The organism is Enterococcus sp. DIV1279b (assembly GCF_050531515.1).
In the GTDB taxonomy this organism is placed as follows: Bacteria; Bacillota; Bacilli; order Lactobacillales; family Enterococcaceae; genus Enterococcus_D; species Enterococcus_D casseliflavus.
Map to the genome: position 1 here is coordinate 1,762,271 of NZ_CP172891.1, position 12,427 is coordinate 1,774,697.

A 12,427-nucleotide genomic window follows, 5' to 3' on the forward strand; every position below is an offset into this window, starting at 1 on the left:
AAATGGGGAAATTTGTTGTTATCGTTTTAGATAGTTTTGGCGTTGGCGCAATGGATGATGTTAAGGAGGTTCGACCTAGAGATCTAGGAAGCAACACTGCTGCACATATCATTGCCTCCAATCCGTCAATTAATATACCAACATTGGAAAGCTTAGGTTTGATGAATGCTCTTGGTTTTGAGATAAAAAATCATAAATTTTCACCGACAGCAAATTATGGCACAGCTGACCTAGCACACTATGGAGCCGACTCATTCTTAGGACATCAAGAAATTATGGGCACAACACCTAAGATTCCATTGATTCAACCATTCAATCAAAAAATCGATGAAGTCGAAGCTAATCTGATAAAGTATGGTCATCAAGTTCGAAGAGTGGGTGAAAGCGGGACACAGATTTTAGTTGTAGATGAACTTGCAACGGTCGGTGATAACTTGGAAACAGATTATGGACAAGTTTATAATGTTTCCGCTTGTCTGGATTTGATCTCCTTTAATGACTTGGCAAAAATTGGGCATGTTGTAAGGGAAGTGGTTGAGGTTTCTAGAGTCATTACTTTTGGTGGTGAAAACATAACATTAAAAGACTTACTCGGAGCAAGAAAAACAAGGAATGGAGAAATTGCAGGAGTAGATGCTCCACAATCTGGCGTATATAATACTGGTTATCAAGTCGTTCATCTTGGATATGGTATTAATAAAAATGTTCAAACTCCCACAATCTTAGATCATGCAAATATCCCAGTTTCTTTTTTGGGCAAAGTCGCGGATATTATCCAGACGGATAGTAAACGCTTATTTCCAGGAGTTGATACAAATCGTCTTTTTGATGATTTGATCAATGAAGTGAAAACGCTTGATCATGGTTTTTTTGCGCTGAATATTCAAGAAACTGATTTGGCTGGTCATGCGGAAGATGTAAATCGTTATTCTGATCGTTTAGAAATTAGTGATAAACGAATCAAAGAATTGCTTCCATCCTTAAAAAGGGGGGATATCCTAATTGTTATGGCAGACCATGGGAACGATCCCACGATAGGGCACAGCAATCACACTAGAGAAAAGGTTCCCATATTGCTTTATAGTCCAGGTATCCATAATAAATATTTAGGAAATAGACAAACCCTTGCAGATGTTGGCGCAACTGTAGCAGATTACTTTAACGTTTCGCCTCCTCAAAATGGTCAGTCATTTTTGCCAGAATTATTTATTAATTAAATGTAATGGCTCGATTAATGGTAGTAAAACCAAAATCGAGCCTTTTAAGGAGTTTATAACATGGAGCAGAATAAAGTTCAAGAGTATTCCAAGCGAACAAGTTTAGCAATGGCAAATTTTTACAACTCCGTCATTAAAGTATTTCCCAATTGCATAGAGAAAATCAGTTCCTCTTCTGGATATTATATTGGACTGAAAGATTCTATAGTTTTCACATCTTTCTTTATAGATTTTTTGGAGAAAAATGGCTTCCATCTTCACACGATTGACAAAGCAAGTCATAAAGGAAGAGGGATAGATATAGATTTAAGAAATCCAATTACTGGTGGTGTAATGACTGGTTCATCGAGTGGAACAGCTGTGAACGTTTTTTTAGGTATTAATGATGTTGGAATCGGTACGGACGGAGGTGGTTCAGTTTTAGCTCCAGCAGCAGCTTTAAACTTAGTTGGTTATATCCATCCGGAAGTGGGGAAGAAAATGCTCAGTTTAGAAAAAATAGTAAAATCTTCAACAGATGGCATATCTTTCACACCATCCATCGGACTTATTAGTCGTGAGATAGATCTCATAAAGCAATTAGCACAAATCTTTACTGATCATAAGGACCAAGAAAAGACAGTAATTATTGCTGTAGACTCAGAAATAAATAAGGATCTTTTATCAGTAGACATGGAGACTATGAAAATAATTACGAAGGATTTTTCCTATAAGTATCAAGAAAGTCGTAAAAAATTAATTGATGAAGTAGAACGATTGTTTTTAGATGTAGATATAATTATTTCGAAAGAAGGACCAATTGACATTTACGGTATTGGTGAAACACTCATCGGACATTTTGATGATCAGACGCGAGAAAATCAAATTGCTGGTAAAAAAGGATTTATCAGAGTTGTCAATATGTGTAATGCTATCGGGTTGATCGTTCCAACTACAAGTCTAGCTACTGGGTACTTAATAATCGGAAAGCCTCAATCAGGAATTGAGCAACAAATGTTTCATTTAGCAAAAAAACTTATCGCCAAAGAAGATAGATTGTTGAAGAATTATTTTCTCGATCATCATTCTTATTTTGACGATGGATATAATTTGTAAAACGAATATCTTTGAAATTATAGCAACGAGTCGAAATCCAATAAGATTTAGTCAAACCATTGACATTTATTTGTCTTTGGTTTTTTTCGTTCAAAATGTGTTGACTGATGAAATAGAAAATATTAAGGTTAAAATAGCTTTTTATATAAAATATAAAGATGAAAGTTTTGAAATGTGATGAAAATGCTTTGGTTTATCTTTAACTTTAACTAAAAAATGGACTTAAATACATCAAACTTTTTGTAGAAAGTAGTGATGTTGAAGTTTATCTATGAAAATCATAAGGAGCGTCTTTTGAAAAACACCTTACTCTTTTACCTAAAATTAGAAACAAACAGCCTAAAGCATCGCTTTATAGTAGTATTCTTGCTGTTATTGCCGCTATTTTTTGTTTTCATTCAAAAAAATGTGACAGAAACAGTCGCAGCTATTGCTCAGGCACGACTATCATCTATCGATATCGCCTTGCAAAGTTATCAAAAAATTGATTTGACCGATGTCGAGAATACCGATGAGCGTTACCTTAGTCTTATCGATCAATCCAACGCTTTAGCAACCATGACACAATCTGCTATGTTAGAAAATCGCCAACGGTATCTGTCTGCCAGTATAGATTATGGTGAAAAAATGGAAACGTTCTATGAGCAATATGCCGCTGAAAGTGACCGATCCCTGTTTCCAAAACAGGCAAAAGTGATTCAAGAAACAAGTGAGTTCACACAAGTACTTGCCAAAAGCAAAGAATTTCATTGGAATCAGCAAGGATTTAGTGACTACTGGAAAACCGTCTTTTTACTCTATGGCGCACTACTTTTTTATTTGACTGTTTTCTGGTCAGCAGATCTTTTTCTTTCAGAAGTGAAACGACCGCAGTTTTCCAACAGCTTACCTTTTAGAAAACGAGACCGAATTTTTATTCCTATCATCATTCGACTGGCAATTTGCACCATAGGGACCAGCTTGTTTTTGATCAGTGCTGTTTTTTGTTCTTTCTTTTTTGATCATGTTGATTTTTCATATCCTTTTGCCTATTGGTTGCGGGAAATTCAAGCAGTTGAATTTCTTCTCTTTTTGCTCTTGTATTTTCTGATGACGATTGTCATCACTGGCTTTGCCATTTGTTTGACCTCGTTCATTTTTACTGTAACGAAAGACGTCTTACAAACCTGCTTACTTGCTAGTTTACTTGGGGCATTACCGCTGATTGTTCCTAGTCGGATCTGGCTGCTTACACCGTTTAAATTTCTGAATGTCTTCCAGCTGCTTCAAGGAGACTATGCTTTTGCCAGTGATTGGTCATTCTATTCTTTCTATTTCGCTCTGATCCTCTTGCTCATCTATACGGTCGCTCTTTTTTGGTTGACCACACAACGATTGAAAGGGGGATTAAGGAAATGACTATCTGGATGTTCGAATTAAAGCGACAGTTTCGCCAAAAAAGAACGTATGTCTCTTTTTTCCTGCTTTTCTTCTTAGGTGTCTACTATACGTTGCAGGTCGCATCCACTTTCGAGCCGATCGATAAAATCAATCGACCTGTTATCAGTACTAGAGTTGCGGAAAGGCAGACATTTCTAGAGAATACTACTGTGGATGAAAACACTCACTTTTATGTTCATTATGCGCTGAGTGTATTTCCGATTTGGAACAAATGGGATCAAATACGATTAGCAGCGATCGATGATCATGATTGGCGGCAATACGCTGAAGCCACGAGTGAATGGTATCGATTTTCTGACGAGCAGTTATTCGCAAACGATATTGGGGTTCTACGTTACGACATTCCATATTATTTAAACAATAATCCGAATGCAAAAATCGATGGACATTACGATTATCAAAAAAATATCTTGAAATATCAGGAATTTGCCCGCTATGAGGGGGAGGTGACAGCACAAGCCTTGGAGGAAAAAACGGCTTTGCAGGCATTGCTCAGAAGCAGTGAAACGATCTTGCCAATGGCTTTGCTTTTCTTTTTCATTTTAGGAATTAGTGATAGTTTTACACGGGACCAAAAACATGAGACACTGCTTGCGACATTTCCATTGCGCAAGTCTCGCAGATTTTTAGCCAAAGCTGCAGCTGGGTTAGCGTATGGGCTCAGCTTGCTTTTACCAGTCATGGCTTGCGTTTTTCTCTATAGCTTTACCCATGAAGTTGGGCGCTTAGATTATCCAGTGGCGGTTTATTGGACAAGTGGTATCGAAGTGAATTTTGGTTTATGGACGTTGGGAAGCGTGTTGCTTCGTTGCCTTGCTCTCTATGTGTTGTTCCTGATTCTTGGTTTTCTATTTGCGTTTTTACTAAATAAGTGGTTTTCTTCTCAGATTATTAGTGCGATGTTTTCATTGCTGCTGCTTGTTTCCAGTAATTTTTATCTGGTTCGAGGTGGCGGAGCATACAATAGCTGGCATTTTTTCCCCACTTCTTTTGTTAGTATTGGGAAGGTCGTATTGGGGAGAAGTTGGTTTGATTATTATGATCCTCGGATGCGTTTTGATTTCGGAGTCAGGGTCTTATTAGCTTGGATCGTTAGTTTAACGGGTTTGCTTCTGCTTACCTATCTGATTGAAGGGAGACGAAAAAAATGTTGAGCATTCAGAATTTATCCGTCAATTTTGGAGATAAGCAGATCCTAAAAAATATATCCTTTGAATTGCCAGAAAAGTCGATTATTGGCTTAGTAGCACCAAATGGTACTGGCAAGACCACAATGATGAAAGCAATCCTGGGACAAGTACCGCGCTTTTCTGGCGAGATAACGTTAAATGGCGAAGATTTCACTTCGCTAAAGAAAAAAAGTCGCTTATTAGAAAATGTATCTCTATTACCAGATCAAAGTGAATTGTTCGAGGAATTTACCGGTATTGAACATCTTGAGCTATACAAAAGTATTTGGAAGTCATCAAAGAAGGTTGAAACGATCATTGCTCTGCTACAAATGGAAGATTATGCAAAAAACCGCGTAGCGACCTATTCATTAGGCATGCGTCAGCGGCTCTGTTTTGCGATGCAAGTAATCGGGGATACGTCATATATGTTCATGGACGAAGTGATGAACGGACTGGATCCTACCAATGTTTTATTGGTTTCGACTATTTTGCAGCAGCTGGCTGCAGAAGGAAAAGCGATCATGGTTTCTTCTCATATTTTGTATAATTTGGAGGAGATCTCTCAGCAGATCTTATTTCTGAAAGATGGGGTGATGTTTGAATACAATGATCCTAAAAAATCATTGATGGAAAAATATCAGGAGATTTATATGAAGGACCAATTTTCTATCAACTAGCTCGTTATTGCCTGTAAAAGCAGCGCACCAAACTTAAAGCATTCAAAAGAATCAGCTAACAGCTGTTTGATGAGAGGCTTTAGAGTTGGTGCGCGTTTTTTATTTGTTGTGAAAAAATTCCTGTGACTAGATAACAGCTACTCTACCAGATCGAATACCATATTAAACCATGGAACCCCGGCATGTTGTGAATCAGATTGGCCTTCTAGCTGAAAACCGTGTTTTTTATAATATGGGATCAATGACTCAAGACAGGTTAGAGTCACGCCTAACCTTTGCTGTCTTTTGCATTGGCGGACTAGTTCCTTAAGTAATCTTCCGCCAACCTTCAACTGTCGGTACTCGGGTGCAACAGCTAAACTAAGAATGCTTTGATAACCGCCAGAAGGAGGATTTAGACTGGTTTTTTCGAATAGTTCATCATATAAATACCGCTCCTGGATAATCGGTCCAACAACATAGCCAATCGGTTGATCGTCGTTATTGACTGCAACCAAAAAACTATCTTTAATGATTGAAATACGCTCTTTCATCGCTTTTTCTGATGCTGCCTCATCAGCTGTAAATCCTGCTTTTTCAATCTGCATGATTTGATCAATATCATCAATTTTTGGTGGTCTGAAGAAAACGTTCATTCAATCACTCCTTTACTCTTTAGGAATAGTTTATCATATAATGAAATTATTCGAACTCGTCTTATTTGCTTCTATTTTAATTTTTTCCTGCCTAATATTTGCTTTAACCAGAGATAGGCTCATTTTGTCGCTGCCAGTTTGAGAAAAATCGATAACTAAACAAAAAAGTCGTAAAACAAAGCTTTGTTTACGGCTTTTTTCAGTATGCTGGGAAGGAAATTTTTTTGTGAGGAAGTTGTGAGAAAGATGTAAAAAATAGGGGAAGGTTTGCTCAAGAGTCTTGCCTTAAAGTCCACTTCAAGAATTATACTGGAACTACCATTTTGATGGGAAAAGAAAGGAGCAATTCAATGAACAAATGGACAAAAGGACTTTTTCTGACGATGATTTTTCTAGCAGGATGCAGCAGTGATTCAATGAATGACGAGCCAGACATTGGTACAACGGAAACAAGTACTAGTGACACCATTACGCAACAAATGAGAGAAACAGGGATTGATGGGGATGCCGATATTTTGATCGCCTACTTCACAAGACCAGAAAATTTAGAGCATGAACCAGCAGTCGAAGCAGTTTCTGGAAGTAGTTTTAATGTAATCGATGACACCTTAGTAGGAGATGTCCAGGTGATAGCAGAAATGATTGCTGAACAGACCGGCGGTGCGTTGTTCTCGATTCAAACAGAAGTAGGTTACCCTAACGTTTACGATGAACATACAGCTTTTGCGACTAGAGAGGTGGAAGAAGATGCCCGACCAACGTTGATGACTGACGTTGCCGAAATGACTGAAGTGGATGTTCTCTTTATCGGCTTTCCCGTTTGGTGGAACCGTGCCCCAAGAGCCGTTTTAACATTTCTTGAAACCTATGATCTTACGGATAAACAAATCATTCCTTTTGCAACCCATGGGGGAAGTGGACTGACCAATAGTCAAAACGAACTTCAAACGTTGTATCCAGCGTATGACTTTCTGGAAGGCTTTGCAGCAAGAGCGGGAAGTGTTGAAGAGGCTGAACCGAATCTGTTGAATTGGCTCGATGAAATAGGATATTAGCAAAATTCAAGTTTAGTAGCCGTTTCTCAATTGGCTACATGTTCATGATGTACCACAAACCGAAATAATCATAATATAATTATGGTAAACTAATGCAGTTGATTTATGAATCATTTGGGGATGCGCTGATGGATTAGAAGCAAAAGCTCCTACTTATTCCCGAGAATAGTCAGTTTTTCCGATTTATTCGTTCTAGGTTGACTACAATTCTGTTATTTCGGATAAGAAAGGTAGATCATGACCAAAGAGACGATGAAAAGAATTACACCAATAACCGACAATGGCAATACAGGACCATTCCACGGACGTTTATTCAGCAACGCACGCACTCTAAAGATGAATCCTGCAAGTCCGAGTAAAGCGATCGCTACACAAAATAAAAGAATTGATAAATTTAACATTGTATTCCTCCAAATCATTGTATGAGGACTCATACCAAGATACTCATATATCCTACGCCAAAAGCCGTAAAAAGCAAGCAGCTGACAAAACTGTTCGTTTAAGCGAACAGTTTTTACATGTCGTTGACGAATCTTTTTACAATTCTGCAATTTCCTACGCTTTTTTAGCTAGATTCGCTGGAACAGTGATTCTTTGTTATCATAAGAATTGATAAGGAGACTGGAGAGGGAGCTTCTCTTTTGTTTCGAACACCTGGAATGCACAAGAAAAAATGAGGAGGAGATTTTGTGGAAATTCGGTTATTAAAATATTTCTACACGATTGCGGAGGAAGGGACGATTTCTCAAGCTGCAGAAGTGCTCCACATCACACAACCGACATTGAGTCGACAATTAAAAGAATTAGAAGACGAGTTAGGGACGGCACTATTCACTCGTGATAATCGGAAAATGGTTTTAACGGAAGCGGGGCGTTTTTTAAAAAGCCGTGCGGAAGAGATTTTGAGTTTGACAGACCAGACAATGCAAGCGTTTGAAGATCGTAAAAAACATTTATTTAGCGGTCACTTCACGATTGGTTGTGTGGAAGCAGATAATTCCGATACGCTTTCCTTGATGTTGGAAGAATTTATCAATGACTATCCTGATGTTCGCTTTCATATTCATAGTGGTACGGGAGATGACATCAGCGATCGCCTGGAGAAAGGCTTGTTGGATCTAGCGATATTGATCGAACCGATTGAAATCGAGAAGTACGAAAAAATCGTTCTTCCACGAAAAGAAACATGGGGCTTTTTGACATCGGCTGATTCTTTTCTTGCGCATAAAGAAGAAATAACACCCGAAGACATCAAAGGTGTGCCTTTATTGATCTCCAAGCGTCCAGAAGTACAGCAAATGTTCAGTCAATGGTCGAAGACACCAGTGGAAGAGTTGCCGATCGTGGGCACCTACAATTTAATATTCAATGTCTTTTCCTTAGTAGAAAACCATGTTGGTTCGGCATTGACCATCAGCGGAGCAGTCGGAGAACGAAGGAATGAGGCAATCAAGTTTCTACCTTTAGTACCACAAATCGAGACCAGCTGTGTATTGGTCTGGAAAAAGAATCGTGTGCTGTCACCAGTCGTTATCGAGTTTATTCGGCGATTTCGCGATTCCTTTCAATAGTCTCAGTGTAAACATCAAAAGAAGCGGTGATATCCGCTTCTTTTTTGTATATCGAAACCAGCTATGCTTTGTAAGCATAAGGTCTTGTGTGAAAAAGCATTAGCCAATCCAACTCGATTGGCTTACCATTAAATCTATCAGGAAACAAAGAGTAGGAGGTGACAAAATGGCGGCAATACTTGTTTGTTCACGAGCTGGTGAAAATCTGATTGAGGGACAGCTCAAAAAACTGGGCATAGGAAATACGCAGATTCTAGCAGAGAAGCTGTCAGAGCAGCTGCAATGCCCCCTTTATACTCTTGACCCTGTGGAACCTTATCCTGAAAGCTATCGGGCGATGGTCGAACATGCAAAAAAAGAAAAAGCTGCTAATGATTTTCCCCGCTATCAAACAGTACCGTCTGCGTTTTTTAAAGAACGGATACTATTTGTTGGATTTCCCAACTGGTGGGGGAGCTATCCGAGGATCGTGGCGAGTTTTTTAAAAGACCATCATTTCGATGGGAAGATTATTTTTCCCTTTTGTACCCATGAAGGCTCAGGATTCGGCAATAGCCTAGAAGACTTTAAAAAAACTTGTCCTGAAGCCCTCATATATCCTGGATTAGCCATCCGTGGGTCACGAGTGAATAAGGCGAATACTGCCATTCAAAATTGGGTGAGCCAGCATTTTATCACAATAGAAGAAGGAGTCGATCGATATGGTAAAGAAACAAACTGCAGGAAGAGATAACCTAGGGACATTTGCGCCGAAATTTGCGCAATTAAATGATGATGTGTTATTTGGTGAAGTTTGGTCACGTGAGGAAGAATTGGCTCCCCATACAAGAAGTTTATTAACGATATCTGCCTTGATTTCGGGTGGCAATTTTGAACAATTGACTGCCCATCTGACGATTGGCAAAGAAAACGGGATCACAGTAGAAGAAATTGCAGAAGTAATCACTCATCTGGCTTTCTATGTTGGCTGGCCCAAAGCTTGGTCTGCTTTTAACATCGCCAAAACGGTTTATCAAGAAGAGCTAGCTGAAATGGAGGAAAAATAAATGTCAGAACTCGATGCAGCAAAAGAAGCTGGAATCTTTTCATTAGGCAACACAAATGACGCCTATGCACAATATTTTAGCGGTCAGAGCTACTTGAATCCTTTAGTAGCTGATCCAGCGATTCCAGTCAACGTTGGCAATGTGACCTTTGAACCAGGTTGCCGCAACAATTGGCATCGGCATATTGATGGTGGGTATCAATTGTTGTTGGTGACTTCAGGAGAAGGCTGGTACCAAGAAGCAGGCAAGAAACCGCAAAAACTTACTGTTGGTGATGTCGTAGTCATCAAGGAAGGGGTCAAACATTGGCATGGTGCAGCAAAAAATAGTTGGTTTGCCCATGTAGCGATTACTGCTGGTGCTTCAGAATGGTTAGAAGCAGTCAGTGATGAAGAATACGATCAATTGCCCGATGCATAAGCGATGATAAGGCAGCCGTACTGGAAGGCGTGTAACAAATCTTATGGGGTCTCACCTGACGGGGCAGCCAATAGTGTGGCTAGCCAAAAGAGATCGAAGTGATCAATGTGAATGAATGTACGGTCGATCCGATGATTCAACCGTGGTAAATAGGAAAGAAAAAAGAAGCGTCCACTTGCACAGCTAACGTGCGAATGGACGCTTCTTTTTGTTTAGCCAAGATAAAATTCAATCAACGTTTTTGCAATTAGTTTTGTCATGGGATGACCTTTAGTAAAGCTTGAGGCTAAATAGATCGTCCTTGATAAGGGGAAATCTGCTAGTTCACGTAAAACGAAAGGTGCCTGATCTTCATAGCCCCAAGTAATTTTAGGAAAGAACGTGATTCCTAGCCCTTGATTGATAAGGGAGCGCAACGTCGCCGGATCGTCCGTCGTTGAACCGATAGCCAAACTGATTTTTTTTGCTTCAAACGTTTTGTCGATGGTTCTACGCAGTGGGCTGTTTTCAACCAGCATCAGCAAAGGCACGTGTTGGATATCGGCAACTTGCAAGTCTTTTTTTTCTGCCAAGGGATGCTTTTTCGGGATCGCCAGTAAGATGGGTTCCGTGAATATTGGCAGATTGGTCAAGCCGTTCTTTGGCTCAGAGGTAATGTAGAAGGCTTGTTCTTTGTCGGTCTCCTTACTGCCGTGCTGCTTGATCGAAAGTTGGATCTCAGGGTGCTTTTCAACGAATGTCGCCACCAAGTTGGGCAAGGAAACAGAAGCGACTTCAGAATAAATCGTCACTGCAGGCACCATTTCTCCATTTAAGGCTTGGATCGCACTCATTCCTTCGTCGAAACGTGCTAACGTCTCAACGACATAGGGATAAAATTCTTCAGCATACATCGTCAACTCGATATGCCGACCGGCATGATAGAACAAAGGAACGCCTAGTTCACTTTCTAGGTGTTTCATGGCACGGCTCAAGGCAGGTTGTGAGATGTATAATTCTTGTGCAGATTGGGTAATATTTTTCGATTCGGCTACTTTTTTAAAATAGCGTAAATGATCAAGGTTCATCAGATACTCCTCTTTCCATACCTTATGGTTATGGATATTCACGAAACTGGTATTTTTTATTATAACAAACTTCCGTTATTATGACACAGGAAAGAGAAATTGTTTAGGAGGTGTTTCATGAGTACAGGTTTCTTATACCCAGGACAAGGCAGTCAGACCAGCAAGATGCTTGAGGACGTGCCTGCCAGTTATTTCCATCGTCTAGAACAGGCGACAGGCTTTGATTTACACCCTGTATCGGGGGATCTAAAACAAGATACCGTCTCTATTCAGTTGGCGCTTTTAGTAAAAGCGGCTTTTTACACGGACCAGATGAAAGCATCTGGTGTGCAACCACAGCTAGTGGCGGGGCATTCGATTGGCGCTTTTTCCGCTGCGTTAGCTTGTGAAAGTTTGAGTTTCGAAAACGCCGCTAGCTTGGTCTATCATCGGGCGACATTGATGAAAGAAGCCTATCCGACTGATTATGCCATGGGAGTACTGGTTGGTGTAACGAGAAGTGAAGCAGAAGCGCTCGTGGCAAAAACATTTGATCCTGCTGCTCCCGTCTATTTATCAAATGAAAATTGCCCCATGCAGCATACGATCTCTGGTCATATCAAAGGCTTGCGCAAGACGCTAGCTCAAGCGAAAGATTATCATGCGCAAACCGCCAAACTTTTAGCAGTGCCTGTCCCGTCCCATTGTGTGTTGATGGCAGAACCCGTGAAACGGTTTGCGCCATTTATGAACACGGTATTCCTTGATGTGCCTATCTGTCCGTACCTCAAAAATACGGATGGTCGGATGACCATGAACCCTGAAGAGATCCGTCGAGATTTGCTGCAAAATATTGCTTATCCGGTGCAGTGGAACAAGATCATGGATGTTGCCTACGAAGCAGGACTTGATTTGGCTCTTGAATTTCCTCCTGGCAATACCCTAACAAAACTGATCCAAGCAAAATTTGGTGAAAACAAAGCGATCCGTGTGATCAATTTGGATCAACATGGCTTGGATGATGCTTTATTCCTATATCAAAAATGGAGATGA

At 40.0% G+C, this 12,427-nt stretch carries 14 protein-coding genes; 11 read left to right on the plus strand and 3 right to left on the minus strand.

Annotated elements, in window-relative coordinates:
- Positions 1-2: 2 nt before the first annotated feature.
- The 5 genes from IGI71_RS08255 to IGI71_RS08275 all read left to right on the plus strand — a co-directional run bounded on the left by IGI71_RS08255 (position 3) and on the right by IGI71_RS08275 (position 5,601).
- A complete protein-coding gene (locus IGI71_RS08255) occupies positions 3-1,217 on the plus strand; it encodes a phosphopentomutase (protein ID WP_074535911.1) in 1,215 nt (404 codons plus the stop codon).
- A gap of 60 nt (positions 1,218-1,277) precedes the next feature.
- Positions 1,278-2,312 (plus strand): amidase family protein, encoded by a 1,035-nt coding sequence (locus IGI71_RS08260; RefSeq protein WP_430616325.1) that lies wholly within the window; start codon positions 1,278-1,280, stop codon positions 2,310-2,312.
- 294 nt (positions 2,313-2,606) lie between these two features.
- Positions 2,607-3,710, plus strand: coding sequence for a hypothetical protein (locus tag IGI71_RS08265; protein ID WP_430616326.1), 1,104 nt, complete (start codon positions 2,607-2,609; stop codon positions 3,708-3,710).
- Positions 3,707-4,906: a Tat pathway signal sequence domain protein gene (locus IGI71_RS08270; RefSeq protein WP_430616327.1), complete on the plus strand. Its 1,200-nt coding sequence runs from the start codon at positions 3,707-3,709 to the stop codon at positions 4,904-4,906. Before IGI71_RS08265 ends, IGI71_RS08270 begins: the two co-directional genes overlap by 4 nt.
- Positions 4,900-5,601, plus strand: a complete 702-nt coding sequence (locus IGI71_RS08275) for an ABC transporter ATP-binding protein (protein WP_430616328.1) — start codon at positions 4,900-4,902, stop codon at positions 5,599-5,601. The genes IGI71_RS08270 and IGI71_RS08275 overlap by 7 nt, the downstream gene beginning before the upstream one ends.
- Positions 5,602-5,738: 137 nt before the next feature.
- On the opposite strand, the gene IGI71_RS08280 is transcribed toward IGI71_RS08275, so the two are convergent.
- Positions 5,739-6,236, minus strand: a complete 498-nt coding sequence (locus tag IGI71_RS08280; RefSeq protein WP_156236137.1) for a GNAT family N-acetyltransferase — start codon at positions 6,234-6,236, stop codon at positions 5,739-5,741.
- A gap of 350 nt (positions 6,237-6,586) precedes the next feature.
- On the opposite strand from IGI71_RS08280, the gene IGI71_RS08285 reads away from it, so the two are divergent.
- Positions 6,587-7,291, plus strand: a complete 705-nt coding sequence (locus IGI71_RS08285; protein WP_430616329.1) for a flavodoxin — start codon at positions 6,587-6,589, stop codon at positions 7,289-7,291.
- A 212-nt stretch (positions 7,292-7,503) separates the two neighbouring features.
- Here IGI71_RS08285 and IGI71_RS08290 read toward each other — a convergent pair whose 3' ends face one another.
- On the minus strand, positions 7,504-7,692 hold the full coding sequence (locus IGI71_RS08290; protein WP_074535879.1) for a hypothetical protein: 189 nt from the start codon (positions 7,690-7,692) through the stop codon (positions 7,504-7,506).
- Between the two features lie 288 nt (positions 7,693-7,980).
- Here IGI71_RS08290 and IGI71_RS08295 point away from each other — a divergent pair, with 288 nt between their 5' ends.
- From IGI71_RS08295 to IGI71_RS08310, 4 genes are all read left to right on the plus strand, one after another.
- Positions 7,981-8,862, plus strand: coding sequence for a LysR family transcriptional regulator (locus IGI71_RS08295; RefSeq protein WP_118215231.1), 882 nt, complete (start codon positions 7,981-7,983; stop codon positions 8,860-8,862).
- A 166-nt stretch (positions 8,863-9,028) separates the two neighbouring features.
- Positions 9,029-9,595, plus strand: a complete 567-nt coding sequence (locus tag IGI71_RS08300) for a flavodoxin (protein WP_271772581.1) — start codon at positions 9,029-9,031, stop codon at positions 9,593-9,595.
- Entirely contained in the window at positions 9,564-9,908 is a 345-nt protein-coding gene (locus tag IGI71_RS08305) for a carboxymuconolactone decarboxylase family protein (protein WP_271772578.1), read from the plus strand. The genes IGI71_RS08300 and IGI71_RS08305 overlap by 32 nt, the downstream gene beginning before the upstream one ends.
- On the plus strand, positions 9,909-10,328 hold the full coding sequence (locus IGI71_RS08310; protein ID WP_010748319.1) for a cupin domain-containing protein: 420 nt from the start codon (positions 9,909-9,911) through the stop codon (positions 10,326-10,328).
- Between the two features lie 212 nt (positions 10,329-10,540).
- Here the strand turns inward: IGI71_RS08310 and IGI71_RS08315 are convergent, their stop codons facing one another.
- On the minus strand, positions 10,541-11,395 hold the full coding sequence (locus IGI71_RS08315) for a LysR family transcriptional regulator (RefSeq protein ID WP_034857451.1): 855 nt from the start codon (positions 11,393-11,395) through the stop codon (positions 10,541-10,543).
- Positions 11,396-11,512: 117 nt separating this feature from the next.
- On the opposite strand from IGI71_RS08315, the gene IGI71_RS08320 reads away from it, so the two are divergent.
- Positions 11,513-12,427: an ACP S-malonyltransferase gene (locus tag IGI71_RS08320; protein WP_010748321.1), complete on the plus strand. Its 915-nt coding sequence runs from the start codon at positions 11,513-11,515 to the stop codon at positions 12,425-12,427.